The 26,826-nt window shown below is 65.0% G+C and carries 28 protein-coding genes; 16 read left to right on the top strand and 12 right to left on the bottom strand.

Annotation, left to right across the window (positions count from 1 at the left end):
• Nucleotides 1–251 precede the first annotated feature (251 nt).
• Both ASE82_RS20300 and ASE82_RS12190 read left to right on the top strand, forming a co-directional pair.
• On the top strand, nucleotides 252–1,118 hold the full coding sequence (locus tag ASE82_RS20300) for a cold-shock protein (RefSeq protein ID WP_056063586.1): 867 nt from the start codon (nucleotides 252–254) through the stop codon (nucleotides 1,116–1,118).
• Between the two features lie 67 nt (nucleotides 1,119–1,185).
• Nucleotides 1,186–1,983 carry a glutaminyl-peptide cyclotransferase gene (locus ASE82_RS12190; protein WP_235524687.1) on the top strand — a complete coding sequence of 266 codons (798 nt, stop codon included), beginning with the start codon at nucleotides 1,186–1,188 and terminating at the stop codon, nucleotides 1,981–1,983.
• Nucleotides 1,984–2,354: 371 nt separating this feature from the next.
• On the opposite strand, the gene ASE82_RS12185 is transcribed toward ASE82_RS12190, so the two are convergent.
• From ASE82_RS12185 to ASE82_RS12165, 5 genes are all read right to left on the bottom strand, one after another.
• Nucleotides 2,355–3,128: an AcvB/VirJ family lysyl-phosphatidylglycerol hydrolase gene (locus ASE82_RS12185; RefSeq protein WP_056064653.1), complete on the bottom strand. Its 774-nt coding sequence runs from the start codon at nucleotides 3,126–3,128 to the stop codon at nucleotides 2,355–2,357.
• Nucleotides 3,129–3,199: 71 nt separating this feature from the next.
• Nucleotides 3,200–4,792 carry a cisplatin damage response ATP-dependent DNA ligase gene (locus tag ASE82_RS12180; protein WP_056063579.1) on the bottom strand — a complete coding sequence of 531 codons (1,593 nt, stop codon included), beginning with the start codon at nucleotides 4,790–4,792 and terminating at the stop codon, nucleotides 3,200–3,202.
• 271 nt (nucleotides 4,793–5,063) lie between these two features.
• Nucleotides 5,064–5,561 carry a Dps family protein gene (locus ASE82_RS12175; RefSeq protein ID WP_056063578.1) on the bottom strand — a complete coding sequence of 166 codons (498 nt, stop codon included), beginning with the start codon at nucleotides 5,559–5,561 and terminating at the stop codon, nucleotides 5,064–5,066.
• A 61-nt stretch (nucleotides 5,562–5,622) separates the two neighbouring features.
• Nucleotides 5,623–6,189 carry a TMEM165/GDT1 family protein gene (locus ASE82_RS12170; RefSeq protein ID WP_056063575.1) on the bottom strand — a complete coding sequence of 189 codons (567 nt, stop codon included), beginning with the start codon at nucleotides 6,187–6,189 and terminating at the stop codon, nucleotides 5,623–5,625.
• Nucleotides 6,190–6,192: 3 nt separating this feature from the next.
• A complete protein-coding gene (locus ASE82_RS12165; protein ID WP_235524686.1) occupies nucleotides 6,193–6,525 on the bottom strand; it encodes a hypothetical protein in 333 nt (110 codons plus the stop codon).
• Nucleotides 6,526–6,717: 192 nt separating this feature from the next.
• Here ASE82_RS12165 and rpmG point away from each other — a divergent pair, with 192 nt between their 5' ends.
• Nucleotides 6,718–6,885, top strand: coding sequence for a 50S ribosomal protein L33 (gene rpmG, locus ASE82_RS12160; RefSeq protein WP_055881863.1), 168 nt, complete (start codon nucleotides 6,718–6,720; stop codon nucleotides 6,883–6,885).
• Between the two features lie 299 nt (nucleotides 6,886–7,184).
• Here rpmG and ASE82_RS12155 read toward each other — a convergent pair whose 3' ends face one another.
• Nucleotides 7,185–7,547, bottom strand: coding sequence for a response regulator (locus ASE82_RS12155; protein ID WP_056063573.1), 363 nt, complete (start codon nucleotides 7,545–7,547; stop codon nucleotides 7,185–7,187).
• Between the two features lie 36 nt (nucleotides 7,548–7,583).
• On the opposite strand from ASE82_RS12155, the gene ASE82_RS12150 reads away from it, so the two are divergent.
• From ASE82_RS12150 to ASE82_RS12135, 4 genes are all read left to right on the top strand, one after another.
• On the top strand, nucleotides 7,584–7,868 hold the full coding sequence (locus ASE82_RS12150) for a DUF3572 domain-containing protein (RefSeq protein ID WP_056063571.1): 285 nt from the start codon (nucleotides 7,584–7,586) through the stop codon (nucleotides 7,866–7,868).
• The gene (locus ASE82_RS12145; protein WP_056063568.1) at nucleotides 7,865–8,491 is read left to right on the top strand and encodes a hypothetical protein; all 627 of its coding nucleotides are present in this window, start codon (nucleotides 7,865–7,867) and stop codon (nucleotides 8,489–8,491) included. The genes ASE82_RS12150 and ASE82_RS12145 overlap by 4 nt, the downstream gene beginning before the upstream one ends.
• A gap of 200 nt (nucleotides 8,492–8,691) precedes the next feature.
• Nucleotides 8,692–9,156 carry a RidA family protein gene (locus ASE82_RS12140; protein WP_056063565.1) on the top strand — a complete coding sequence of 155 codons (465 nt, stop codon included), beginning with the start codon at nucleotides 8,692–8,694 and terminating at the stop codon, nucleotides 9,154–9,156.
• Nucleotides 9,157–9,326: 170 nt separating this feature from the next.
• Nucleotides 9,327–10,475 (top strand): GNAT family N-acetyltransferase, encoded by a 1,149-nt coding sequence (locus ASE82_RS12135; RefSeq protein ID WP_056064646.1) that lies wholly within the window; start codon nucleotides 9,327–9,329, stop codon nucleotides 10,473–10,475.
• Here the strand turns inward: ASE82_RS12135 and ASE82_RS12130 are convergent.
• Both ASE82_RS12130 and ASE82_RS12125 read right to left on the bottom strand, forming a co-directional pair.
• Nucleotides 10,435–12,024: a hypothetical protein gene (locus tag ASE82_RS12130; protein ID WP_200910719.1), complete on the bottom strand. Its 1,590-nt coding sequence runs from the start codon at nucleotides 12,022–12,024 to the stop codon at nucleotides 10,435–10,437. The genes ASE82_RS12135 and ASE82_RS12130 overlap by 41 nt on opposite strands.
• Nucleotides 12,025–12,145: 121 nt before the next feature.
• Nucleotides 12,146–13,363, bottom strand: a complete 1,218-nt coding sequence (locus ASE82_RS12125) for an argininosuccinate synthase (protein ID WP_056063562.1) — start codon at nucleotides 13,361–13,363, stop codon at nucleotides 12,146–12,148.
• 134 nt (nucleotides 13,364–13,497) lie between these two features.
• Here ASE82_RS12125 and ASE82_RS12120 point away from each other — a divergent pair, with 134 nt between their 5' ends.
• A complete protein-coding gene (locus ASE82_RS12120; protein WP_056063559.1) occupies nucleotides 13,498–13,887 on the top strand; it encodes an EF-hand domain-containing protein in 390 nt (129 codons plus the stop codon).
• A gap of 155 nt (nucleotides 13,888–14,042) precedes the next feature.
• On the opposite strand, the gene ASE82_RS12115 is transcribed toward ASE82_RS12120, so the two are convergent.
• Genes ASE82_RS12115 through ASE82_RS12105 form a run of 3 tightly spaced genes read right to left on the bottom strand, consistent with a single transcriptional unit; the run spans nucleotide 14,043 to nucleotide 16,824 of the window.
• Nucleotides 14,043–15,269 (bottom strand): SAM-dependent methyltransferase, encoded by a 1,227-nt coding sequence (locus ASE82_RS12115; protein WP_056063556.1) that lies wholly within the window; start codon nucleotides 15,267–15,269, stop codon nucleotides 14,043–14,045.
• 50 nt (nucleotides 15,270–15,319) lie between these two features.
• Nucleotides 15,320–16,081, bottom strand: coding sequence for a molybdopterin-dependent oxidoreductase (locus ASE82_RS12110; RefSeq protein WP_056063553.1), 762 nt, complete (start codon nucleotides 16,079–16,081; stop codon nucleotides 15,320–15,322).
• On the bottom strand, nucleotides 16,078–16,824 hold the full coding sequence (locus ASE82_RS12105) for a cytochrome b/b6 domain-containing protein (RefSeq protein WP_056063550.1): 747 nt from the start codon (nucleotides 16,822–16,824) through the stop codon (nucleotides 16,078–16,080). The genes ASE82_RS12110 and ASE82_RS12105 overlap by 4 nt, the downstream gene beginning before the upstream one ends.
• Nucleotides 16,825–16,875: 51 nt before the next feature.
• Here ASE82_RS12105 and ASE82_RS12100 point away from each other — a divergent pair, with 51 nt between their 5' ends.
• Nucleotides 16,876–17,493: a flavin reductase family protein gene (locus ASE82_RS12100; protein ID WP_056063547.1), complete on the top strand. Its 618-nt coding sequence runs from the start codon at nucleotides 16,876–16,878 to the stop codon at nucleotides 17,491–17,493.
• A 62-nt stretch (nucleotides 17,494–17,555) separates the two neighbouring features.
• Entirely contained in the window at nucleotides 17,556–18,716 is a 1,161-nt protein-coding gene (locus ASE82_RS12095; protein WP_056063545.1) for an MFS transporter, read from the top strand.
• 312 nt (nucleotides 18,717–19,028) lie between these two features.
• Here ASE82_RS12095 and ASE82_RS12090 read toward each other — a convergent pair whose 3' ends face one another.
• Nucleotides 19,029–20,360, bottom strand: a complete 1,332-nt coding sequence (locus ASE82_RS12090) for an MFS transporter (protein WP_056063542.1) — start codon at nucleotides 20,358–20,360, stop codon at nucleotides 19,029–19,031.
• A gap of 173 nt (nucleotides 20,361–20,533) precedes the next feature.
• On the opposite strand from ASE82_RS12090, the gene ASE82_RS12085 reads away from it, so the two are divergent.
• The 6 genes from ASE82_RS12085 to ASE82_RS12060 are packed head-to-tail and all read left to right on the top strand — an operon-like array spanning nucleotide 20,534 to nucleotide 26,810.
• Nucleotides 20,534–21,751, top strand: a complete 1,218-nt coding sequence (locus ASE82_RS12085; RefSeq protein WP_056063539.1) for a ubiquinol oxidase subunit II — start codon at nucleotides 20,534–20,536, stop codon at nucleotides 21,749–21,751.
• A gap of 9 nt (nucleotides 21,752–21,760) precedes the next feature.
• Nucleotides 21,761–23,761 (top strand): cytochrome o ubiquinol oxidase subunit I, encoded by a 2,001-nt coding sequence (gene cyoB / locus ASE82_RS12080; protein WP_056063536.1) that lies wholly within the window; start codon nucleotides 21,761–21,763, stop codon nucleotides 23,759–23,761.
• Nucleotides 23,762–23,765: 4 nt separating this feature from the next.
• Nucleotides 23,766–24,404, top strand: coding sequence for a cytochrome o ubiquinol oxidase subunit III (cyoC, locus tag ASE82_RS12075; RefSeq protein WP_056063533.1), 639 nt, complete (start codon nucleotides 23,766–23,768; stop codon nucleotides 24,402–24,404).
• Entirely contained in the window at nucleotides 24,401–24,784 is a 384-nt protein-coding gene (gene cyoD, locus ASE82_RS12070; protein WP_056063531.1) for a cytochrome o ubiquinol oxidase subunit IV, read from the top strand. Before cyoC ends, cyoD begins: the two co-directional genes overlap by 4 nt.
• Nucleotides 24,784–25,500 (top strand): SURF1 family protein, encoded by a 717-nt coding sequence (locus ASE82_RS12065; RefSeq protein ID WP_056063528.1) that lies wholly within the window; start codon nucleotides 24,784–24,786, stop codon nucleotides 25,498–25,500. Before cyoD ends, ASE82_RS12065 begins: the two co-directional genes overlap by 1 nt.
• Nucleotides 25,497–26,810 (top strand): ATP-binding protein, encoded by a 1,314-nt coding sequence (locus tag ASE82_RS12060; RefSeq protein ID WP_056063525.1) that lies wholly within the window; start codon nucleotides 25,497–25,499, stop codon nucleotides 26,808–26,810. The genes ASE82_RS12065 and ASE82_RS12060 overlap by 4 nt, the downstream gene beginning before the upstream one ends.
• Nucleotides 26,811–26,826: the final 16 nt, after the last annotated feature.

Genomic DNA, 26,826 nt, shown 5'->3' with positions numbered 1-26,826 from the left:
ACCGATCCAAATCAGGCGACAAGAAGGCTTTGCGATCGTGGATGCGACGAGTCGTGGCTGGCGCGCGACACTTGCGCCAGTATCGATCCAAATCGAGCGCCCTCGGATCAGAATCTATTCGCGACGGCTTGTATTTTGCGCTAAGGGTCCCCTCAAGGCGCAAAAGGTTTCGCGCTGGAAAACCTGCGTTCGTCGTCCGGCACAAGGGTTTTGAGAAATTTGCGGGCGAACCGGGAAGACGAACAGAGCTTATGGGTTTCGATAAAGGTGGCCGCGGGAACCGTGGCGGGCGTGGCCGCGACAAGCGCGACAGCTTCGGCGGCGGCGACAACGAGTTCGGCGGCGGCAGCAGCTTTGGCGGTGGCGGCGATCGGTTCGGCGGCGGCGGTGGTAGCAGCTATGGCGGCGGCGGTGGCTCGAGCTACGGTGGCGGTGGTGGCAGCAGCTACGGCGGCGGCAGCAGCTTCGGTGGCGGCAGCGGCGGCGGCGGTGGTTACCGCGGCGGCGGCGGCGGCGGCGGCTTCTCGGGCGGTGGCGGCGGCGGCGGTGGTCGCGGCATGCCTCCCCAGGTCGTCGGCGAAGGCACTGGCGTCGTAAAGTTCTTCAACGCGCAGAAGGGCTTCGGCTTCGTCGTTCGCGATGACGGCGGCGAGGACGTGTTCGTCCACATCAGCGCGGTCGAGCAGGCCGGCATGGTCGCTCTCGCCGAGGGTCAGCCGCTCGGCTTCACGCTCGTCGATCGCGGCGGCCGTATCTCGGCAACCGACCTGAAGATCGACGGCGAGCCGATGGCCGTCACCGATCGCGGCCCGCCGCGTGACCGTGATGCCGGCCCGGGCGCGCCCCGTGGTGGCGATCGCGACCGTGATGGTGGTGCAGGTGGCGCACAGCGTCAGCTCACCGGCGAGAAGGCGACCGGTACGGTCAAGTTCTTCAACGCGATGAAGGGCTTCGGCTTTATCCAGCGCGATGACGGACAGCCTGACGCGTTCGTCCACATCTCGGCCGTCGAGCGCGCCGGCATGTCGACGCTGAACGAGGGCGACAAGCTCGAGTTCGAGCTCGAGGTCGATCGTCGCGGCAAGTACGCAGCGGTGAACCTGAGCGCAGGCGGCTGATAGCTGCCTGACCCAGAACGCTGATCGTACCGTGTTCGGTAGGATAATGATTGCGGCCGGTTTCGCTTTGGCGGGACCGGCCGTTCTCGTTTCATCGTCTTCGCTGTCGTCCGCGGCGCAGGCCGGGCAGGGTGCTGTCGCAGCTCCGCGCGAGCCGACCCGCGTGCCGGTGTTCTCGGCAACGATCGTCGCGCGCTACCCGCACGATCGCACTGCGTTCACCGAAGGCCTCCTCTGGCACGACGGCGCGCTGTACGAGAGCACGGGGCAGGAGCGGCAATCCGACGTCCGCCGCGTCTCGCTCAAGGACGGCAAGATCCTGGCGAAGGCGCGAATCGATCCCGCGCAGTTCGGCGAAGGCCTCGCGCTGTGGAAGGACCAGCTCGTCAGCCTCACCTGGCATGACGGCATCGCGCACCGCTGGGACGTTCGCACGCTCAAGCCCAAGGGGCAGAACCGCTACACCGGCGAAGGCTGGGGCCTGACGAGCGACGGTGTCTCGCTGCTCCAGTCCGACGGCAGTTCCGACATCATCGTCCGCGATCCGCTGACGCTGGCCGAACGCAAGCGCGTCGCGGTAACGATCGACGGTCGCCCGTTACGCGACATCAACGAACTCGAATATGTCCACGGCGCGCTGCTCGCCAACGTCTGGCACACCGGCTTCCTGGTTCGCATCGACCCCGGGTCCGGCAAGGTGACCGCAGTGATCGACCTCCGTCCGCTGGTGGCCGAGGTCGCTGCGACCGACCGCGAGGCCGTGCTCAACGGGATCGCCTGGGACGCGAAGGCGGACCGGCTGTTCGTGACGGGCAAATACTGGCCGACGCTCTTCGAGATAAAGATCGCCGCGAAGCCGCAATAGTCGGCGAGCGAGTCCGGGCCACCGACACCGCACCCCGACTTGTTCTCCCGCGAAGGCGGGAGCCCAGTCTGGACTCCCGCCTTCGCGGGAGAACAAGGATACAGGGAATGTCCCTGCGGGATATGGCGACTCACCGCATGCCCGCCCCAACTCCTCGTGCGTCGCCACCCGCCACCCGTCACCCCAGCGAAAGCTGGGGTATCCCAATTTGGCGGGCGCCATGCCTCACACGATGAGATCCCAGCTTTTGTTGGGATGACGGTTGGTCGGTTGATCGGTTTGAACGGTTGGGGAAGGGGAAGCTAAGGGCAGTGTCAGGACCTAGGCCGGAAGTCGTGCCGAGAGGTCACAACTTCGCCTATCGCCCAGCCCTAGAACCCATGCCCGGCACTCGGCGCCACCGCCCGTATCGTCGCCAGCACATGGCGCAGCAGGCCATCCGCATCGTGACGGATGTTATGCCCCCCCGGCATCCCGACCTTCCGCGCGCTCGCAGTCGTCAGTAGCGGGCACAGGCTGTCGGTCTCATCCACCCCATAGATGCAGGTAAGCGGCGCCCAGGTCAGCTGGTTTCCCGTGGTCGCGCCCATGCTGTCGGGCGTACCGTGATCGTAAAGCAAGCTCGAAGGGTCGGCGCGATAGAACACGGTGTCACCCGGCAGGATCAGCACGATCGCGGCAACGCGTGGCCGCAAGTCCGCCGGCAGGTTGGCGAGTCCGGTCTGGACGATATCCGCGCCATAGGACTGCCCCATCACCACGATCCGCTTCGCACCCGTGCGCGCCAACGCCGTCCGCACGCCATCCGCGATGATCGCATCGAGTTCCGTCCGCGTCCGATGATGCGCGAACAAGGCCGGTGTGGTGATACCGACCACCGGGATGCCGTGCTCGGTCAGCCCGCGTGACGTCGACGCGCCGAGCAGAAACCGCAGCCCCATGTCGCCCGAGAAGTTCACCACCGCGATCGGCGGCGGTCCCGACGCGTGCACGCCGATTGCCGGATACACATGCACCGGATCGCGGTCGAAATAGCCCGCCAAGTAGACGAACAGCACGAAGATTGCGGATAGTATGGCAGTCACCCACGCGCCGCGCCGCCAGCGTCGTGCCGCTACAGTGCGAGGATGTTTCGAACTTTTCACCGGACGATCCTTACGCGTATCAAGATCGGGCGCGATAGCCTGCACCGCCGCCCGCTTCGATGACGCGCGGATTACGTAATCATCCGCTTGAGCGTCTCAATCCGGTCCGCCTCCGCCGCGGGCTTGTCCGTCCGGATCCGCGCGATCCGGGGAAAGCGCATCGCCACCCCTGATTTGTGGCGCTTCGAATCGTGCAGCGAATCGAACGCGATCTCCAACACCAGCGCCTTCTCCACCTCGCGCACCGGCCCGAACCGGTTCTGCGTATGGTTGCGCACGAAGCTGTCGAGCATTTTGAGCTCTTCGTCGGTAATCCCGGAATACGCCTTCCCCACAGGAAGCAGCTCGCCCTCCTCGGTCCAGCACCCGAAGGTGTAGTCCGAATAATAAGACGACCGCCGCCCCGACCCCCGTTGTGCGTACATCATAACGCAGTCGGCGGTCAGCGGATCACGCTTCCATTTATACCAGAGCCCGGCGCGCCGTCCGCCGACATAGGGCGAATCGCGACGCTTAAGCATCACGCCCTCGATCGCCGCGTCGCGCGAGGTCGCACGGATTGCCTCCAGCGCGGTGAAGTCGTCCGCCTCGATCACGACGCTCAGATCGAACCGTTCGGAATCGAGTTGCGGCACGAACGCCTCCAGCCGCGCGCGCCGCTCAGTCCACGGCAGCGTCCGCAGATCCTCCTCGCCGTCGATCAGCAGATCATACAGCCGGACGAACGCGGGATAGTCCGCCAGCATCTTCGCCGACACGGTCTTGCGTCCAAGCCTTTGCTGCAACGCGTTGAAGCTCGCAGCACCGCCGCCATCCTCCAACGTCCCGCCCTGATGCTCACCCTTCACCAGCAATTCGCCGTCGACCGTCCCCGGCGTCCGGAACGCAGCCGCGATCTCCGGGAAGCTGCCCGTCACGTCGTCGCCCGTTCGGCTGTAAAGCCGCGTCTCGCCCGCGACGTGGACGATCTGCACACGGATGCCGTCCCATTTCCACTCGGCGGCATAATCGGCGAGATCGACACGCAGATCTTCGAGCCCGTGTGCCAGCATGAATGGCCGGAACACCGGAACGTCGGCGGGCGTAGGCTGCGCGCCCGTGCCCTCCGCCCAGGCGAACAGGCTCGGATACGGTGCATCGAGCCCGTGCCAGACCTCCTCGACCGCATCGACATCGAGCCCGAACGCATCGGCGAGCGCCGTCTTCGCCAACCGCGCCGACACGCCGATCCGCAACGCGCCGGTCGCCATCTTGAGTAGCGCGAACCGCTCCTCGGCATCGGACCGATCGAGCATATCCGCCAGCGCACCCGGCGCATCGGCGCGCGACAACGCTGCCAGCCGCTCGACGACATCGGTGATCGACAACGGGGTGGGGTCGACCGGAACCGTCGGTTCGGGCCAGAGCAGCGCGACCGTCTCCGCAGTATCGCCGACATAATCGCGACTCATCCGGAACAGCACCGGATCGACGCGCTCCTCGATCAACCCACGGATCACCGCCGACTTCACGCCCTTGAGATCGAGGTCCCCGGTCAGCGCCGCCATTGCCCAGCCGCGGTCGGGGTCAGGCGTCGCGCGCAGATAGTCCGCGATCAGCTTCAACTTGGCGTTGCGCGATCGTGTGTAGGTAAGCGAGTCGAGCAGGGCGGCGAATGCGTGCATCGTTGGTAAACGCACCTGCCGCCCGAAGGGATGCAGAGGCGAAACGACCGTCGGCGGGCGGCCCCGGCGACGGTCAATCCGCAGTTTTGAAAGTAGCCGGGCAGTTGAGGGTGGAGTGGCCTAACAATCCTCCCCCGCAAGGGGGAGGTGTCTGGCCTTTGCCAGACGGAGGGGGAGGTAAGCGGGAACTGATGTTCCGTGTCCTCCCCGTCCGTCGCCTACCGGCGCCACCTCCCCCTGGCGGGGGAGGATTGAGGCGACGGCGCCGCTCTCAACCCTTTCGGCTAGCCTCGAACAGGAACCACGCACGCTCCTCGGCATGATCGGTCCACTCATCGACGATCCCACTCGTCGCGTTGTCCTTGGCCGCATCCGCGGCGTCCTTGACGATGCGGAACTGCTCGACGAGCTTCAGATTGTCCTCGCGCAGTTCGGCGAGCATTTCGGTCGGGCCGACGAACGCCATGTCGTTGTCCGCGATCGTCTGGTGGCGCGAGATGTCGCCGATCGAGCGCAGAGTCGTGTTGCCCGTCTTGCGCACGCGCTCGGCGATCGCGTCGGTCACGCCGATGATCTGCGCGGACTGGTCGTCGAGCAGCAAATGATAGTCGCGGAAATGCGGCCCAGACATGTGCCAGTGGAAATTCTTGGTCTTGAGATACAGCGCATAGCAATCGGCGAGCGCTGCGTTCAGCGCATCGGCGACCGATTTGGTGCTGTTGCTCGGCAGGTCGGTCGGCGTGTCGAGGGCAGGGTTGATCTCGGCCATGTTTAGCTCCCGTTGGAAAGTCGTCGCGTGAACGATCCGAACGCAAACTTGCTCCCGGCCGTCAGACCAAGCGTAGTGCGCCTAGCGCCAGGACGATACCGAAGATCAGGAACACGGTGCCGATGGCGATGCGCAGCGGCTTGAGCGGCAGTTTCAGCCACGCGGCCTCGCCCATCAGCGCGGCGGGGACGATCACCACCAGCGAGCCGATCGTCGCGCCGATCGCCGCGAGGGCCGGGACGGGCGTCCGCGCGGCAAGCGTCAGGACGATGAACTGAACGCCGTCGCCGAAAGCCAGGATGAACAGGCCGAGCGCGGTAGTGGCGATCGCGCCGATCTTCCAGCGATCCAGCCGCTCGGGTGCCTTGGCCGGAAAGAACGATCCACCACCCTGCAACAGCAACGCGAGCGCGAGCATCAGTTGTTGCGCATTGGGGGCAAGCTTCGGTCCGATCACCGCGCCGAGCGCCGCCGCCAGGCCGCTCGCCGCGAACAACGCCAGCGCCGCCATCGCGATCACAAGACCCGGCTTTCGGTACCGGTCCGACAGGATCGCCGCGAGCCAAGCCGTCCGATCGCCGACCTGCGCCAGCGCCGCCGCGACCAGCGCCGCCATCAACGCGTCCATGAATTATCCCGCAAGGCGCACCGAACAGGCCGCAGCGAACGCGTGGCACGCCTGGACGTCCTGCCGTTCGCACCCGACCGCATCGCGCAGGATCGACAGCCATCCATGCACCAGCGCGCCATGCTCGCCGCGTGACAGCGCCGAATCGACGAAATGCGCAACCGTGACGGCGGGGTTGAGACCGTTGGTATGCGCGATCACGCGGATCGCATCGATCTCGGTGGCGATGTCGCAGGGGCGGGAATAGGGTGCTCGGACATCGATCGCCGCGATTCGCGCTGCGAGATCGGCTTTCACCGCGATCATGTCGTCGATTCGAACCAGCGCCTGCCCCACGATCCCGCTCCTGTCTTTATCTGATGATATGATGCGCTTGTGGTAGTGAATAGCGGGTTAAATGAACGATCTCGACGTGCAGCGACCGGGTAAAGCTTGACTTCGCTCCCTACGTCCGCCATGCGCCGCCCCTGATGGAGCGGCGGCGTCAGTTCGCCGCTTTCGCATTTTCAAGCCATAGGAATTGGGCTCATGGCCAAGCCGACCACCGTAAAGATCAAGCTGCTCAGCACCGCTGACACCGGCTTCTTCTACGTCACCAAGAAGAATCCCCGTACCAAGACGGAGAAGCTCTCCTTCTCGAAGTACGATCCCGTCGTGCGCAAGCATGTCGAGTTCAAGGAAGCCAAGATCAAGTAATCCGGCCGGCGGTGCGAACCGCCGTCTGATTGCGAAGATCCGAAAAGCCGCGGGGTAGCCCTCGCGGCTTTTGGCGTTTGTGATTCTCTTCCGGTCGTCCCTCCCCCTTCCGTTTGCCCCCTGTCCCGTTCGTCCTGAGTAGCCATCGGAGTAGTCGCCGTAGGCGGCGTATCGAGATGGCGTATCGAAGGACAGGTTGGCGCGCGGAACGCATGCTTCGATACGAGCCCTCGATACGCTTCTGACGAAGCTACTCGGTCTCTACTCAGCACGAACGGAAGATTGGACAGCCGGGCTGCTCAGATCAGCGCCCCCACCGCGTCCATGAACCGCGCCAGGCTGATCGGCTTGGACACATACGAGTCCGCGCCCGCAGCCCGAATCCGCTCCTCGTCCTCGCGCCCGGCATACGCCGTCACCGCCATCACGGGAATCGCGCGCAAGTCCTCGTCCGCCTTCAGCTCAAGAATGATCTCGTAGCCGGTGACGTGCGGCATCTGGATGTCCATGATGATCAGGTCGGGCACGAATTCCCGAGCGCGCGCAACGGCTTCGCGGCCGTCGCGCACGGGTTCGACGGCGAACTGGTGCGCGCGCAGCAGGTCGCAGAATAGTTTGAGGTTGAGTTCGTTGTCCTCGACAACGAGCACCTTCTTTGTCACCGCCGCACCTTATCCGGAAAGAAGGCACGATAGGCAATGCGCGACCGTGATTCAAACGAAGACGCCGAAGCGCTCGCTCTGCGCGCGCTAGTATGGACGTTGGGCGAACCCGACCGCGCGATGCGGCTGTTGTCGGTGACCGGCCTCGACCCGAGCGACCTGCGTGCGCGAGCAAGCGATCCGGCGGTACTGTCGGCGGCGTTGGGCTTCCTGGAAAACCATGAGCCGGACCTGATCGCGTGTGCCGAATCGCTCGGGGTGAAGCCGGAAGCGTTGGTCCGCGCGCATGCCAGACTCGATCAAGGAGACTTCGAAGCATGAGGCCGCTGCTGATCAGCGATTGTGACGAAGTGCTGCTGCACATGGTCAAGCATTTCGGCGTCTGGCTCGACCAGCGTCACGACATCGACTTCCAGATCCAGCACGGCGATTTCTCGACCGCGATGACGCGCCGCGATGGCGGCCCGCCGCCGACGCGCGAGGATATGTGGGCGATGCTCGGCGAGTTCTTCCCCGGCGAGATGCACCGCCAGACGCTGGTCCCGCACGCGGTCGAGGCGCTGGAGCGGCTGGCGCAGGTGGCGGACATCGTCATTCTCACCAACCTCCAAGACGAATGCCGCCAGCCGCGGATCGAGCAACTGGCGAAGTTCGGGATCGAGCACCGGGTCGAGTGCAACCAGGGCGGCAAGGGTACGCCGGTATCGCGGCTGGTCGAGGAATATGGCTCGCCGGTGACGGTATTCGTCGATGATCTCGCGGTGCATCACGAGTCGGTCGCCAAGCACGCGCCGGGGGTGCACCGGTTGCACATGGTCTCTGAGCCGACGCTGGCGGTGAGTGTGCCGAAGGCGCCAGAGGCCCACGCGCGGATCGACGACTGGCGCGAGGCGGCGGACTGGATCGCCGCGCGGTTCGAAGCGGGTTTGCCGGCGGACGCCTAATCTCTCGATCCTCCCCTGCAAGGGGGAGGTGGCTGGCCGTTGCCAGACGGAGGGGGAGGTAAGGGAAACCCTTGTTGCGTGTGCCTCCCCCTCCGTCGCCTGCGGCGTCACCTCCCCCTGGCGGGGGAGGATTGCTCGAACGGCGGTTCGTACCAAGGCCCACTTGACCCATCCCCCACCGCTGTGGTGATACCTCCCCCATGACCGATCGTATCGACCGCAAGCTCGAAGAGCTGGGCCTCACCCTCCCGCAGGCTGCCGCACCCGTGGCGTCCTATGTCCCGACCGTGCTGGCGAACGGCATGCTCCACATCTCGGGCCAGTTGCCGTTCAAGGACGGCCAGCTCGTCACCGGACGCGTCGGAGACGGCGTGTCGCTCGAAGACGCGCAGGAGGCCGCCAAGCTCTGTGCGCTCATGCTCGTCGCACAGATGAAGGCCGCCCTCGGCACGCTCGGCCGCGTCGAGCGGATCGTGAAGCTTGGCGTGTTCGTCAACTCGACCGGAGATTTCACCGACCAGGCGAAAGTCGCCAATGGCGCTTCGGACTTGATGGTCGCGCTGTTCGGTGATGCCGGCAAGCATGCGCGCGCGGCAGTAGGCGTTCCCGTCCTCCCGCTCGGCGCCGCTGTCGAGATCGACGCGATCGTTCAAGTTTCCGCCTGACGGACTTGTTCTCCCGCGAAAGCGGGAGCCCAGGGTTACCAAGCGCAGCCCATGTGGTCCTGGGCTCCCGCCTTCGCGCGAGAACAGCGTATGGGGCGGACGGCTGTTTTCCTTCGAGATAAGCTGACGCGCCCTTTGCTATCGGCACCCCGCTACCCCAAATGTCGCGGATGAACGCCGTCACAGCCCGCATCGCCCAAGGCGTCACCTCGATCGCGGCCGCGGACTGGGAGGCGTGTTCCGGCACCGCCAACCCGTTCGTCGGCCACGCCTTCCTGTCCGCGCTCGAAGCCTCGAAAAGCGTCGGTGGCCGTTCCGGCTGGCAGGCGCTGCCGGTGGTGGTCGACGGTCCCGACGGCAAGCCAGCGGGAATCGCGCCCGCCTATGCCAAGAGCCACAGCCAGGGCGAATACGTCTTCGACCAGGGCTGGGCGGACGCGTGGGAGCGGGCAGGGGGCCAATATTACCCCAAGCTCCAGATCGCGGCGCCGTTCAGCCCGGTTCCCGGCCCGCGCCTGCTGCTCCGCGACCGCGAGCAAGCCCCCGCGCTGATCGCCGCGCTGGAGGCAGTCACCGACCAGAGCGGGCTATCCTCCGCGCACGCCACCTTCATCGATCCCGACGAAGTGGCACTGTTCGAGGCGGCTGGCTGGCTGATCCGCCAAGGCACGCAGTTCCACTGGCAGAACGACGGCTACGCCAGCTTCGACGACTTCCTCGCCGTCCTCGCCAGCCGCAAGCGCAAGGCGATCCGCAAGGAGCGCGCCGCCGCTGTCGAAGGCCTGACGATCCGCCATCTGATCGGTGCCGAAATCACGCCTGAGCATTGGGACGCGTTCTGGGTCTTCTACCAGGACACCGGCAGCCGCAAATGGGGCCAACCGTATCTGACGCGCGGCTTTTTCGACCAGATCGGCAAGACCATGGGCGACCGCGTGCTGCTCATCCTCGCCGAGCGCGAAGGCGTACCGATCGCCGGCGCGCTCAACCTGATCGGCGACGACACGCTCTACGGCCGATACTGGGGCGCGACGGAGGAGGTGCCGTTCCTCCATTTCGAGCTCTGCTATTACCAGGCGATCGACGCCGCCATCGCGCGCGGCTTGAAGACGGTCGAGGCCGGCGCACAGGGCGAACACAAGCTCGCGCGTGGCTATGCCCCGGTCGCGACCTATTCCGCCCACTACATCCCCGACCCGAGCTTCCGCCGCGCAATCGCCGACTATCTCGTCCGCGAGCGCGAAGCTGTCGCCGAGCAGCAGGAGTATCTCGGCGAACTTACTCCGTTCCGGCGGGGCGAGCAGCAGCAACCCGGTTGACGCGGTAGAGCAGGCTCGTGCCGTCACGCCGGATAAGCGTCAGGTCGCGAACCAGTTTCGAATCGAACTTCGGCGGGTGGATCAGCCACACATAATCGAACGCATCGCGCGGGAATTTCTGCAGCGCGACGCCGATCGGCCGCCAGAACTGGCCACGGCACTTGATGTCGCTGACGATCTCCGACGGATCATGCGCAAACCCCTTCGCCGCCGGATACTGCGTCGTCATCAACTGCGCGCCGGCCATCGACCACTGGTCGTTGGTGAACGCCAGCCGCCGCTCCAGCAGCAGCGCCGGCACATGCTCGAGCCGCGAATAGGCCCAGTCGTCGCGACAGCGCCGCCCGACGAACGACACGACGCGAGACCGCTCGGGCACCGTATCGATCGCCGCGATCGCCTGGTCGTAGCTGCGATCGTACATCAGGTAGCTGACCGTCGTCCCCGCGAGCCGCACACCGAAGAACGCAAAGCCCAGCACCGCAAGCACCGCCGCGCCACGCAACGAAAGCCCGTGCCGCGGCCGCAGCGCGATCACCGCGATCCCGAGCATGAACGGCGCGAGCCGCATGTCGGCATAGGCCGAGCCGAACACGATCCGCGGCAGCAGGATATACACGATCGCGAGGAACAGCGCCGACAGGCTCAGGTTGCGCGAATATTCGATCGTCTGGTCGCGCACGCCGCGGAACAGGATCACGAACAGCACGGTGACCGACGCGATGTCGAACGTCATCCACCGATCGCGCAGGACCATCGTGATCCAGTTCATCTTCCAGCGCCAGTTGAACCAGTCCTGCGTCTTGCCGCCGACATGATCACCCGAGCGCCAGACGATCATCATCACCATCGGCAGCGCCAGCGGCAGGCAGTTCAGCCCCGCCTGGATGCACGCCTTGAACCAGCCATGCGCCCAGCTCTTGGGATCGCTGTCGCGGCGGATGTCGTGCTGGCGGATCAGCTCGGCGGAGAAGGCGAGCACGCCCAGAACGCCCCAGCCGAACGTATGGCACAGCCACAACAGGCACGAGACGGGGACGAAGATGATGGTCCGCAGCTGCCGCCGGTCGAGCCGCCCCATCCGCAGCCACAGTGCGAACAGGTTGAGCGCGAGTGCCATGCCGAGCGCGAAATTCACGAATCCGAACTGGAACGGATAGCTGTAGGCGAGCGGCAGCGCGAACAGCGCGGTCGCGGGGATTCGCCCGTGCACCTCGCGCGCGATCCAGAGCACCCCGGTCACTGTCAGCGCCGGGATCGCCATCACGATCAGCTTGACCGCCAGCTGCAACCCGAAGATCGGCGCAAGCGGCACGATCAGCAGGTCGATGCCGAGGTTGCCGATCATCTGCCAGCGGAAGTTATACCATTGATTCAACCAGGGATTGTCGGCGATCGCCAGCTGGACGCGGTACCGGCCCATATGCCCGGGCAGGTCGACCAGCGGTGGGATCTCTGGCCACAGCAGCGGTATGATCGACGCGATCGCAACCGCGGCAACGAATGCGCGCGTCTGCCACCAATGCAGCTTTTCCCCCTGAGTAATCATATCGTCGAACCCTAGGGGCGGGTGGGCGCACTAGACAAGTGCGCGCACGACGAGTTGACGATCTTCCCCGCAAACTTCGGCATTACGAGAGGTCCAGCGGGGAACGGGTTACTGGTCGCCCCTATTGATCGCGCCGTCCGAGCAGGCGCAGGCGCAGTGCGTTCAGCTTGATGAAGCCTGCCGCATCGCGCTGGTCGTAGGCGCCCTGGTCGTCCTCGAACGTCACGACCTTCTCCGAATACAGCGAGTTCGGCGATTTCCGCCCGACCACGTACACGCCGCCCTTGTAGAGCTTCAGGCGGACGGTGCCCGACACCTTCTCCTGGCTGTGGTCGATCGCGGCCTGCAGCATCTCGCGCTCGGGGCTGAACCAGAACCCGTTGTAGATCAGCTCGGCATAACGTGGCGCCAGCTCGTCCTTCAGATGCGCGGCGCCGCGATCGAGCGTCAGCTGCTCGATGCCGCGATGCGCGAGGTGATAGATCGTGCCACCGGGAGTCTCGTACATGCCGCGGCTCTTCATGCCGACGAAGCGGTTCTCGACGAGGTCGAGACGGCCGATGCCGTGACGGCGGCCATACTCGTTGAGCGTCGACAGCAGGGTGGCCGGGCTCATCCCCTCGCCGTTGATCGCGACGCCGTCGCCGTGCTCGAAATCGATCGTGATGTACTCAGGGACGTCGGGCGCGTCCTCGGGGTTCACGGTGCGCGAGTAGACATAGTCGGGGACCTCGTCCCACGGGTTCTCGAGCACGAGGCCTTCGCTCGACGTGTGCAGCATGTTCGCATCGGTCGAGAACGGCGCCTGGCCGCGCTTGTCCTTGCTGACGGGGATCTGGTGCTGCTCGGCGAACTCGATCAGGCGCGTGCGGCTGGTGAGGTCCCACTCACGCCACGGCGCGATGACCTTGATGTCGGGCGACAGCGCGTAATAGCCGAGCTCGAAGCGGACCTGGTCGTTGCCCTTGCCGGTCGCGCCGTGGCTGACCGCGTCGGCACCGACCATCTTGGCGATCTCGATCTGGCGCTTGGCGATGAGCGGCCGGGCGATCGACGTGCCGAGCAGGTACAGCCCCTCGTACAGCGCGTTCGAGCGCATCATCGGGAACACGTAGTCGCGGACGAACTCCTCGCGCAGGTCGTCGACGAAGATGTGCTCGGGCTTGACGCCCATCATCTCGGCCTTGGCGCGCGCCGGTTCGAGTTCCTCGCCTTGGCCGAGATCGGCGGTGAAGGTCACGACTTCGCAGTTATACGTCTGCTGGAGCCATTTCAGGATCACGCTCGTGTCCAGGCCACCGGAATAGGCGAGCACGACGCGGTTGATCTGATCGGTCACGGGCAGGGTCCTTCGGCAATATCCAATGCCCGCGCCCCTATGCGCTGGGCGCTCGCCATGCAACCACGCGCGTTAATGGCGCGTACAACCGAACCGGTCTATTCGCCGCCCAAATCCTCTGGAGTTACCGCACCGTGCTACGCCAAAGCCTTACCCTTCTCGTCCTTGCCGGCCTTGCGACTCCGGCTCTCGCGCAGGAAACCCGCGCGTCCGCTTCGGCCAAGTTCAAGACCGAGTTCGCCGCGTCGGACACCAACAAGGACGGCGTCCTAACGCGCGCGGAAGTGCAGGCGCGGATCGGCAACATGAAGGTCGGGCCGGGCCGCCCGGATCCGGTCCACGCCAAGCGTCTCGCCGACCTGTGGTTTACCAGCGCAGACAAGAACAAGGACGGCAAGGTCACGCAGGCCGAGGCGCAGGCGCTGCTCGCGGCGACGTTTGCGAAGTACGACGCGAACAAGGACGGCAAGATCGGCGGCGACGAGCGCGCTGCGGCGAAGTCGGAGATGCAGGGGCCGCGCTAAAGCGTAACCAATTCCCCTCCCTGGAAGGGAGGGGTTAGGGGTGGGTCGGCCCGTTTTGCGAGCGCCGCTCATCCCAAGCAGCAGACCCACCCCCAGCCCCTCCCTTCCAGGGAGGGGAGCAGGTTAAGCCGCTCCCTTCCAGGGGGCAGAGCGGGTCACCCCTCCCGCAACGCCCGCTCGCCCTCGATCATGTAGTCGCGCGTCAGCGGCAGTGTCAGTCGGCTCTTCGACAACTGGATCTGGTAATTGACCATCCCCCCGGTCCGGAACGCCGCCGCTGCGCCGGCAAGATAGAACGTCCACATCCGGTAGAACCGCTCGTCGTACAACGCGACGATCGCGTCCTTCGCGGCCACCGTGCGATCGTACCATTGGTCGATCGTCAGCGCGTAATGGACGCGCAAGACCTCGATATCGGTCGGGAACATCCGCAGTCCCTCATACCCCTTCACGATCTCCGACAGCGCCGGGTTGTACCCGCCCGGGAAGATGTACTTGGTCGTGAAGGTGTCGGTGACGCCCGGACCGCCCATCCGACCGATCGTATGGAGCAGCATCACGCCGTCCGCGGTCAGCAGGTCGCGACATTTACGGAAGAACGCCTTGTAGTGTGCGGGTCCGACATGCTCGAACATACCGACCGACACGATCCGGTCGAAACTGCCCGTCAACGCGCGGTAGTCGATCAGCTCGAACTTCACCTTGTCGGCGACGCCGGCTTCCTCCGCGCGACGCCGTGCGACCTTTAACTGCTCTTCGGACAACGTCACGCCAAGCACCTCGGCACCAGTCTTCGCGTGCAGGTACAGCGCCATCCCACCCCAGCCGCAGCCGATGTCGAGCACGCGCATGCCTGGCTGGATCGCAAGCTTCGCGGCGATGTGCGCCTTCTTGTCCGACTGCGCCTGCTCCAGGCTGTTGCCCGGTTCGGTGAAATACGCGCAGGAATATTGCCGGTCCGCGTCGAGGAACAGGTCGTACAGGCGATCCGACAGGTCGTAGTGATGCGCGACGTTCTTCTTCGACCGGCGCGCCATGTTCACACGGTCGACGCGGTGGACGACCTTGTCGAGCAGCTTGATCGGCAGCGACGGATTAAGGCCGCCGCCACGCTCCCACGGGCTATTGCCCTTGAGCAGGTTGACCAGATCGCGAATGTCGCCGCGTTCGATGACGAGGCGCCCATCCATGAACGCCTCCGCCGCGCCGAGCGCCGGGTGGCGGACGATCGCGCCCGCGACGCCGGGCTGGGTCAGCCGGATCGTGACCGGGTTGTACGCGGCATCGGGCTTGCCGAAATGCTTGGTCGTGCCGTCCGCGTGGATGAGCGTGAGTTCGCCGGTTTTAACCTGCCGAGCCAGGAAACGATCGAATAGGGCCATGCCGCGTTAGCTAATGACTGGTACGGAATTGCGCTACCCCTCGGGGCGGCTCAGATGCCTGCGTACCAGTCATAATCCACGTTATCTTCCCAATAGCCGCCCTTGCCCTTGCCGATCCCGGCGAGACTGGCGACCGCGTCGATCGCCATGACGTATTTGGCGTGCTTGTAGCCGAGTTGTCGTTCGACCCGCAGACGGACAGGCGCGCCGTGCGCGACGTCGAGCACCTGATCGTTCAACGCCCAGGCAAGAATCGTCTGCGGATGGAACGCGTCGACCAGATCGACCGACTCGTAATAGTTCGCGCCACCGAACAGGTCGGCGCAGGTGAACACGATGTAGCGCGCGGACTTCTGCAATCCCGCAGTGGTCAGCAGCGCGCCGAGCTTCGGCCCCTGCCATTTGCCGATCGCGCTCCAGCCCTCGACACAGTCGTGCCGCGTGATCTGCGCACGCGATGGCATCTGGCGGAGTTGCGGAAGCGAGACCGACAGCGGCCGATCGACCAGCCCGCCGACCTTGAGCCGGTAACCCGCGAAATTATTGGCGACCATCGCGGTATACTCCGCCGTCCCCGGATTGTTCGTGCCGTTCGACCGAAAGATCGGCGACATCTGCGCAGGGCTGAACTCGGGCGCGAGCGCGTTGCGGTTGGTCAGCGCACGCTGCAACCCGCGATTCATGTCCTCGCCCATGAACAGGATCTTCCGCGCCTCCGGGTTCGCGGCGATCTTGTCGCAGCCAGCGAGCAGCGCGCCTGCACCGATGGTCGCGCCCATGACGAGCGAGCGGCGGGAGATTAGCGAACTCATGCGACGTCCTCCGACGTGTGGGCAGGTATTTTCCAACGCCCGGTAATCATCGACCGCACTTCGTTCCACGTCCCCGCCAGGATCACCAGCGCCAGATGCGCGATGATGAACAGCACCAGCCCGGTGGCGGCAATGAAGTGGATCGAGCGCGCCGACTGCCGCCCACCGAACACTTCGAGCAACCAAGGCCACGCCGCATCCATCCCCGGCGACATCGTCAACCCGGTCAGGATCATCACCGGGATCAGGACAAAGATCGTCACCACGTACGACAGCTTCTGGAGGATATTGTACGCGCCCGGCTTCCTGGGATCGTGGAAGCGGAAGGCGAGATGCTCCTTCACGTCGTGCACCACTTCGCGTGGCGAAAGCTCGGCGGCACGCACGCGAAGATCGCGTTGGAAATGCTTGTTGATCAGGCTGACGATCATGAACCCGAGCAGCGCGAAGGCGAGCACCAGCGCGAACAGCAAATGCCAGCGCCGCGACAGCGCGAGGTTGTAGCTCGTCGGGATCGTCAGCAGGTTGAGCAGCGACACCAGCCAGCTCGGCCACTGGTCGAGCGTCGTCCACGCGGTATCGAAATTCGCGCCATACCGTCCCCAATACAGCCGCGGATGCGCTTTCAGAATGCCGATCCCGCTGCCGATCATGATGAACATCGTCACCACCGTCACCCAGTGCCAGACGCGCGTCGCCATCCGGTGGCGCTTGATGACAATCGGGGCAGTGGGATCGTTCATGCTCGACCTTCGCTATAGGCAGTCAGACCGTGACTTAGCAGGAATACATGTATGACCGAATGGCATTCTTACGAGCCCATAAACGGCCATCGCCTGCCGCACGATCCCCTCAACGCGATCGTCGCTCCGCGGCCGATCGGCTGGGTCAGCACGGTGTCCGCAGACGGTGTCGCCAACCTCGCGCCGTACAGTTTCTTCAACCTGTTCAACTACACCCCGCCGATCATCGGCTTCTCGTCGATGGGCTGGAAGGACAGCGTCGCCAATATCGAGGCGACCGGCGAGTTCGTCTGGAACCTCGTCACGCGCGATCTCGGCGAGGCGATGAACGCGACCTCGGCGAGCGTGCCGGCGGACGTCGACGAGTTCGCACTGGCGGGGCTTGAGATGGCCGCCTCGACGAAGGTCAAGCCGGCGCGCGTGGCTGCCTCACGCGCGCAGTTCGAGTGCAAGCTGACTCAGCTGATCCGATTGGAGACCAAGGAGGGCAAAGAGCTGGACCAGTGGCTGGTGCTCGGCGAGGCGGTCGCGATCCACATCGACTCGGCGATGCTGGAGGACGGTGTCTATCAGACCGCCCGCGCGAACCCGATCCTGCGCGGCGGCGGCCCCGCGGATTACTTTGCGATCACGGAGGATTCCTTGTTCAAGATGCGACGCCCGGGCTGATAGAGGCATTTGCTGCGACGCAGCATTCTGCGGCGGCCCTGACCTTACGAAAGCGATACCCCATGAAACCTGTCGATACGCGCATGGCGTTGCTAGCGCTCGCCGTCGGCGGGTTCGCGATCGGCACCACCGAGTTCGCGGCGATGAGCCTGTTGCCGCAGTTCGCGCGCGGACTCGGGATCGACGAGCCGACCGCGGGGCATGTCATCAGTGCCTATGCGCTAGGCGTGGTGGTGGGCGCGCCGACGATCGCGGTGCTGGCGGCGAAGATCGAGCGGCGAGTGTTGCTGATCGGGTTGATGACGTTCCTTGGGATCGCCAACGGCCTGTCCGCGCTCGCGCCGACCTATCACCTGATGCTGCTCGCCCGGTTCCTGAGCGGCCTGCCGCATGGCGCGTATTTTGGGGTCGGGTCGCTGGTCGCGGCGTCGATGGTGCCGCGGGAGCAGCGGTCGCGGGCGGTGTCGCGGATGATGCTCGGGCTGACGATCGCGACGATCGCGGGCGTGCCGCTGGCGAACGGCATCGGCCAGTGGTTCGGTTGGCGCTGGGGTTTCGGGATCGTCGCGATCATCGCGGCCGCGACGGTGGCGATGCTGTTTCGGTTCGCGCCGGTCCTGCGGCCTGCCAAGGATGCGAGCCCACTGGGCGAACTCGCGGCATTGCGTAACGGGCAGGTGTGGCTGACGCTCGCCATCGGCGCAGTCGGGTTCGGCGGGATCTTCTGCGTCTACACCTATCTCGCCTCGACGCTGACCGAGGTCACGGGGGTGTCGTCCGCGTTCACGCCGGTTGCGTTTGCACTGTTCGGCGTCGGGATGACGATCGGCACGTTGGTCTGCGCCAAGGCTGCGGACGTGGCGCTGATGCCGGCGGCGGGGATCACCTTGCTGTTCGGGGCAGGGGCGCTCGCACTCTATGCGCCGGCGACGCCGCATCTGTGGGCGATGCTGCCGGTGGTGGTGCTGATCGGCTGCGGGGGCGGGTTGTCGACGATCCTGCAGACGCGGCTGATGGATGTCGCGGAGGAGGCGCAGACGTTGGCGGCGGCGCTGAACCATTCCGCGTTCAATACGGCCAATGCGCTTGGGCCCTGGCTCGGCGGGCTGGCGATCGCGGGCGGGTATGGATTGCCGTCGACCGGGTGGGTCGGGACCGCGCTGGCGCTTGGCGGGTTTGCGATCTGGGCTGTGTCCTGGGGACTGGATCGCAAGCGGGTTTGAATGACGACCCGCTAACTATTGTTCTCCCGCGAAGGCGGGAGTCCAGTGTTACAGGCGGTGGCGCTGGTGGCTCCTGGACCCCCGCCTTCGCGGGGGAACGGTTCTGGTGGGTCGTCCGCGCCTTCCTAACCGCCGCCACCCCGGCGAAGGCCGGGGCCCAATTGGGGGACAGTGCTAACTAAGGACGGTGCTCCGTTACTGCAGCCTTGCCAATTGGGCCCCGGCCTTCGCCGGGGTGGGGCTCGTCAGCTCGGGTAGTGTTTTCGTGCGTTCAGAGAGGGGCTGTCCGGTAAGTCCGTCAGCCCCGACCAATCACCGCGCGATATCGCGCTTGGCGAGCTGCTTGTTCAGACCCAGCGCGATCAGCGTGAACACCGCGCCCGAGAACAGATACGCGCCGCTCGCCGCCAGACCCAGCTCGCTCGTCAGCAGCAGCGCCGCCAACGGAGCGAACCCCGCACCGAACAGCCACGCCAGATCGGTTGTCAGTGCCGAGCCAGTATAGCGGTGCTGCGGCGACAGGCTCGAGGCGATCGCGCCCGAGGACTGGCCGAACGACAGGCCGAACAACAGGAAGCCGATGCCCATGAACAGGCGCTCGCCGACGTCGCCGCCATCGAGCAGCGACGGTGCGGCGATCGCGAACACCGCGATCAGCACCGCGATCGTGCCGAGCATCGTGCGACGCCCGAACCGGTCCGCAAGCAGCCCCGATACCAGCATCGCGCCGATCCCGATCACCGCGCCGATCACTTCGACCACCAGGAAGCGCGCCGGCGCCTCACGCGTGAACAGCACGACCCACGACAGCGGGAACACCGTGACCATGTGGAACAACGCGAAGCTCGCGAGCGGCACGAACGAGCCGAGCCAGATCGTCTTCCACTGCGACTGCACGGTCTCCACCACCGGTGCAGGCTCCAGTTCGCGCTTCGAGTACATTTCCTCGAACTCGGGCGTCACCACCAGGCGAAGGCGTGCGAACAGTGCGACGACGTTGATCGCGAACGCCACGAAGAACGGATAGCGCCAGCCCCAGGCGAAGAAGTCCTCGGTCGGCAGTGCGGCGACAAAGAATGCGAACAGACCGCTCGCGACCAGCAGGCCGATCGGCGCCCCGAGCTGTGGCAGCATCGCGTACCAGCCACGATGCTTTTCCGGTGAGTTCAGCGACAACAGCGAAGCGAGACCGTCCCAGGCACCGCCAAGCGCGATACCCTGGCCGATACGGAGCAGCGCGAGGATCGCGACCGACCAGTTGCCGACTTGGTCATAGCCGGGGATGAACCCCATCGCGACCGTCGAGGTGCCGAGCAAGAACAGCGAGATCGTCAGCTTGACGCTGCGGCCGTAGGCGCGATCGACCGCAATGAAGATGATCGAACCGATCGGGCGGGCGATGAATGCCAGCGCGAATACCGCGAACGAATAGAGCGTGCCCTGCAACCGGTCGACATACGGGAACACCAAGGTCGGGAACACGAGCACCGAGGCGATCGCGTACACGAAGAAGTCGAAGAATTCCGAGGTGCGGCCGATCACCACGCCGATCGCGATCACGCCGGGCGTGACGTGCTCGCCGTCGCTGTGGATACTGCGAGCATCGGCTTCGAAGCTCGTCTCGGGGACTGTGTTTGCACTCATTCTTCAACTCGCTCTTCAGGGCGCGAACCCATCATACGCTGTTCTGGCGGATGCGGGCAGGGGCAATCTATGCTACCCCCGGTAACGATAAAGCCATGCCGATGTTGCAGTGCAGCGCCCATTGGACAAATTGTCCACTGTAGCGCGGCGAAAGCGAGGCGTAGGGGATCCGCATGATCGTTGAGAAAACCGTTTCCCGCGCGAAAAAATGGCTGGCCGTGCTGCCGCTTGCGCTGCTCACCAGCGGCTGCAACTGGGTCGTGATGTCGCCTTCGGGCGATATCGCAGTGCAACAGCGCGATCTCGTGCTGATCGCGACCGGGCTGATGCTGTTGATCATCGTTCCGGTGATCTGCCTCACGCTGCTGTTCGCGTTCCGCTACCGCCAGTCGAACAAGACCGCTAAGTACGAGCCCAACTGGGATCACTCGGTCGGTCTCGAGCTGCTGATCTGGGGCATTCCGCTGCTGATCATCATCGCGCTCGGTGCGCTGACCTGGACCAGCACGCATCTGCTCGATCCGTACCGCCCGCTCGGCCGGATCAAGCCCGACGCGCCTACGCTCGCGAACAACGTGCCGGTCGGCAACCTGGTCGACAAGCAGCAGCTGGCGAACGGCGTCGGCAAGCCGCTCGAGGTTCAGGTGGTCGCGCTCGATTGGAAGTGGCTGTTCATCTATCCGGAATACGGCATCGCCACGGTCAACGAACTGGCCGCGCCGGTCGATCGTCCGATCCGTTTCCAGATGACCTCGTCGTCGGTGATGAACGCGTTCTACATTCCTGCGCTCGCCGGCATGATCTACACGATGCCCGGCATGCAGACGACGCTGAACGCGGTGATCAACAAGCCAGGCAACTACGAGGGCTTCTCGTCCAACTACAGCGGCGCGGGCTTCTCGGGGATGCGCTTCCGCTTCCACGGCGTCAGCGACGCGGGCTTCCAGGCCTGGGTCAACCAGGTCAAACAGCGTGGGGGCGGTCTGAACCGCGCGAGCTATCTCCAGCTGGAGAAGCCGAGCGAGAAGGTCCCGGTCCGCTATTACAATGCGGTCGAGGCGAACATGTTCAAGCTGGTCGTCGAGCAGTGCGTCCAGCCTGGCAAGGTCTGCATGTCGCAGATGATGCACGGCGGCAAAGGCGGGGGGGACTCGCACGCCGGCATGGCGATGCCCGGAGTCAATGGCGGCAAGGGCCCGCAGGACACCGGTCATCCCGAAGGCGCCCTGATGAAGGACGCGGACGAAAAGGGAAGCGGCAACCACTGGACCGCGCCGGCCGACATCAAAAAGGATGGCGCAAACAGCGCCCCCGGCTCGCAGTCCAACCGCAATCACACGATGCTGACCCCCTCCACCATGCCGGGCACGCGCCCCGTCGCGAACGGCTAGAGAACCATCATGAACGACACACTGTTGAAGACTATCTTCGGCCGCCTGACCCTGGAGTCGCTGCCGCTGCACGAACCGATCGTCGTCGCCACCTTCGCGATGGTGGCGATCGGCGGGCTCGGTCTCGTCGCCGCGCTGACCTACTTCAAGGTCTGGGGCTATCTCTGGAACGAGTGGTTCACGAGCGTGGACCACAAGAAGATCGGGATCATGTACATGATCCTCGCGATCGTCATGCTGCTGCGCGGGTTCTCCGACGCGATCATGATGCGTGCGCAGCAGGCGATGGCGTTCAACGGGTCCGAAGGATACCTGACCGCGCATCACTACGACCAGGTCTTCACCGCGCACGGCGTGATCATGATCTTCTTCGTGGCGATGCCGATGGTCACGGGCCTGATGAACTATGTCGTTCCGCTCCAGATCGGTGCACGCGACGTGTCGTTCCCGTTCCTCAACAATTTCAGCTTCTGGATGACCACGGCCGGTGCCGTGATCGTCATGATGTCGCTGTTCATCGGTGAGTTCGCGCGGACCGGTTGGCTCGCGATGCCGCCCCTCTCAGGGTTGGCGTATTCGCCGGACGTCGGTGTCGATTACTATATCTGGGCGCTGCAGATCGCGGGCATCGGTACGCTGTTGTCCGGCGTCAACCTGGTCGCGACCATCGTCAAGATGCGCGCACCCGGCATGACCATGATGAAGATGCCGATCTTCACCTGGACGTCGCTCTGCACCAACATCCTGATCGTCGCCGCCTTCCCGGTCCTGACCGCGGTTCTCGCGATGCTGTCGCTCGACCGCTACATCGGTACGGCGTTCTTCACGAACGACTCGGGCGGCAACCCGATGATGTACGTCAACCTGATCTGGATCTGGGGTCACCCCGAGGTCTACATCCTGGTCCTGCCGGCGTTCGGCATCTTCTCGGAAGTCACCTCAACCTTCTCGGGCAAGCGCCTCTTCGGCTACAGCTCGATGGTCTATGCGACGCTCGTCATCACGATCCTCGCCTATCTCGTCTGGCTGCACCACTTCTTCACGATGGGCTCGGGCGCGAGCGTGAACTCGTTCTTCGGCATCACCACGATGATCATCTCGATCCCGACAGGGGCCAAGATCTTCAACTGGCTGTTCACGATGTACAAGGGCCGGATCCGGTTCGAACTGCCGATGATGTGGACGATCGCCTTCATGGTGACCTTCACGATCGGCGGCATGACCGGCGTGCTGCTCGCGGTGCCGCCAGCCGACTTCGTGCTGCACAACTCGCTGTTCCTGGTCGCGCATTTCCATAACGTGATCATCGGCGGCACGCTGTTCGGCATGTTCGCCGGCATCAACTACTGGTTCCCGAAGGCGTTCGGCTTCAAGCTGGACAAGAAGTGGGGCACGGTATCGTTCTGGTGCTGGGTGGTCGGCTTCTACTTCGCGTTCATGCCGCTCTACGTGCTCGGCCTGATGGGCGTGACTCGCCGGATGCGCTATTTCGACGATCCAAACCTGCAGATCTGGTTCGTCATCGCCGCCTTCGGTGCAGCCCTGATCGCAGCCGGCATCGGTGCCTTCCTGCTCCAGATCTTCGTCAGCATCCGCAACCGCGAGGCGCTGGCCGATCACAGTGGCGATCCCTGGGGTGGCCGTACGCTGGAGTGGGCGACCTCGTCGCCGCCACCGGAGTACAACTTCGCGTTCACGCCGATCGTCCATGACCTGGACGCCTGGTACGACATGAAGGAGCGCAAGCACGAGCGGCCCGTGACCGGCTTCAAGTCGATCCACATGCCGAGCGGCACCGGCACGGGCGTCGTGCTCGCCGGCCTCAGCGTGGCGTTCGGGTTCGCGATGATCTGGTATATCTGGTGGCTCGCAGGGCTGGCACTCGCCGGCATCTTCGGCACGACGATCTTCCACACCTTCAATTACAAGCGCGACTTCCACATCCCGGTCGAGGACGTGATCGCCACCGAGAACGCGCGCACCCGCCAGCTCGCGACCCAGGGAGCCTGACGCGATGTCCGCAATACCCATGAAGGATGGCCTGAACGAGACCGAGAAGGTCTCGTTCTACGACATCGACGAGCACGAGCATCCCGACGGCGCCAGCACGATGCTGGGCTTCTGGATGTACCTGATGAGCGATTGCCTCATCTTCGCGGTGCTGTTCGCGGCCTATGCCGTGCTCGGCAACAGCTATGCCGGCGGTCCCAGCCCGAAGGAGATCTTCGAGCTGCCGCTGGTGGCGGTGAACACCGCGATGCTGTTGTTCTCGTCGATCACCTACGGCTTCGCGATGCTGTCGATGGAGGAAGGTCGCCAGCGCGTCATGCAGATGTGGCTGGTCTTCACCGGCCTGTTCGGCTTGGCGTTCCTGTCGATCGAAATGTACGAGTTCGCCAACCTCATCCATGAGGGTGCGGGCCCGACCCGCAGCGCGTTCCTGTCGTCGTTCTTCACGCTCGTCGGCACGCACGGCCTTCACGTCACGATGGGCCTGATCTGGCTCGTCACGCTGATGGTCCAGGTCCAGAAGCACGGCCTGATCGCCGCGAACAAGCGCCGCCTGATGTGCCTCAGCATGTTCTGGCATTTCCTCGACGTCATCTGGATCGGCGTCTTTACCTTCGTCTATCTGATGGGCACCCTGCGATGAGCGATCCCCAAGCACCGGCGAACAATCCGCACGCCGATCACGACCATGACAATGGCGCAGCACACGGCACGCGTGGCAGCTACCTCAAGGGGTTCTTCCTCTCGGTCATCCTGACCGCGATCCCGTTCTGGGCAGTCATGACCGGCGCGTTCAAGGATCCGTCGACCGCCGCGCTCGTCGTGATGGTGTTCGCGGTCGCGCAGATCGTCGTCCACATGATCTACTTCCTGCACATGAGCGGCAAGTCGGAAGGCGGCTGGACGATGATGGCGCTGATCTTCACGATCATCCTCGTCGTCATCACGCTCAGCGGATCGATCTGGGTGATGTACCACATGAACACGAACATGATGCCGATGCAGGCCGCGGCAGACATGTGATGAAGACGCGACCGGGCCCTGCCGTCTATGTCGCAGGCCTGGTCGCGCTGCTGCTGTTCGCCGGGTTCATGGCGCTCGGCATCTGGCAGGTCGAGCGCCGCACCTGGAAGCTCAACCTGATCGAACAGGTTGCGGCGCGTGCACATGCCGCGCCGGTCGCCCCGCCCGGACCCGGCTCCTGGGGCAGGATTACCGCCACCACCGACGCCTATCGCCGTATCCGCCTCGACGGCACCTTCGATAATTCGCGTGAGACGCTGGTCCGCGCCGCAACCGCGCTCGGCAGCGGCTATTGGGTCGTCACACCTTTGCGGACGCGCGAAGGCTTCACTGTCATCGTCAACCGCGGCTATGTCTCGCCCGAGCAGCGCGTCGCGCATACCAAGTCGACCGGCCCGGTCACGATCACCGGCTATCTCCGCATCACCGAGCCCGGCGGCGGCTTCCTGCGCCACAACGACCCCGCCACCGGCAAATGGTATTCGCGCGATGTCGATGCGATCGCCAGCGCGCGTGGCCTGTCGAACGTCGCCCCCTATTTCGTCGACGCGGACAAGACCGGCACGGCCGCCCCGGTCGGCGGCCTGACGATCATCGCCTTCCCCAACAACCACCTCGTCTACATGCTGACCTGGTTCGCGCTCGCCGCGATGACGATCGGTGCGTTCGTCGTGTTCGTCCGCCAGGATGCGCGGAAGCGGCGGGGGGCGGCATGACCTCGGAGGCGGCACGCCAGGGCTGGCAACGCTGGCTCGCGCTCGCGACCGCACGCACCGACGCGACCGGCAACGCCAACATGCGGCAGCTCGTGACGCTGCGCTGGATCGCGGTCGCCGGCCAGTTCGTCACCATATTGTTCGCGCGCTTCGGTCTTGGCTTCGACCTCCCGCTGGTCCCGATGATGGCCGCACTCGCCGCCGCGGTAGGTCTCAACCTCGCCAGCATGCCGCTCTACGGCTGGCGCAAGGGCGCGAACATCCAGCTCCTGCTTGCGCTCCTGTTCGACGTCGGCCTGCTCACCACGCAGCTGTATCTCGCTGGCGGCGCGACCAACCCGTTCATCTCGCTCTATTTGCTCCACGTCGTGCTCGGCGCCGTGTTGCTCGATCGCTGGTCGAGCTGGGCGATCGTCGCCGTCACCGCCGCGTGTTTCGGCGTGCTCACGCTCTATTACCGCCCGCTGATCCTGCCCCCCGATTACAGCGGCGAGTATTTCCTGCTCTACACGATCGGCTCGCTGCTCTGCTTCATGCTGATCGCGACGCTGCTGATGCTGTTCATGACCCGCATCACCGGAAACTTGCGCGCCCGCGACACCCGCCTCGCCGACCTGCGCCAGCAGGCCGCGGAGGAGGATCACATCGTCCGCATGGGCTTGCTCGCGTCGGGGGCCGCACACGAGCTCGGCACGCCGCTCGCGTCGATCGCGGTCATCTTAGCCGACTGGCGCCGCATGCCGACGCTCGCGCAGGACGCCGACCTCCAGGCTGAGATCGTCGAGATGCAGTCCGAGGTCCAGCGCTGCAAGGCGATCGTCACCGGCATTCTCCTGTCGGCCGGCGAAGCGCGCGGCGAAGCACCCGAGATCATGCCGCTCCACCAGCTCCTCGACGGGATCGTCGACGAATGGCGCGCGGTGCACCCGTCGGTCGATTTCGATTATACCACGCGAGTCGGCGACGATCCGCAGGTCGTGTCCGACCCCGCGCTCAAACAGGTGATCGCCAACGTGCTCGACAACGCCGCCGAAGCCTCGCCGCACTGGGTCGCGTTCCGCGGCGAACGCACCGACGGCGACCTCGCGCTGATCGTCCGCGACCGCGGCCCCGGCTTCAGCGACGAACGCCTCGCCAGTTTCGGCAAACCCTATCAGTCGAGCAAGCGCGAGCCCGGCCACGGCCTCGGCCTGTTCCTCGCGGTCAACGTCATGCGCAAGCTCGGCGGCGGCGTGTCCGTCGTGAACTGTGAAGGCGGCGGCGCGGAAGTCACGATCCGCATGCCCCTCTCCGCGATCGCCCTGTCATGACAAGCACCGTGACGGA

The sequence above is a fragment of the Sphingomonas sp. Leaf230 genome (genome assembly GCF_001421745.1).
In the GTDB taxonomy this organism is placed as follows: domain Bacteria; phylum Pseudomonadota; class Alphaproteobacteria; order Sphingomonadales; family Sphingomonadaceae; genus Sphingomonas.
The sequence above is the reverse complement of the archived record's forward strand: the minus strand, read 5'-3'. Positions and strand labels throughout refer to the sequence as shown.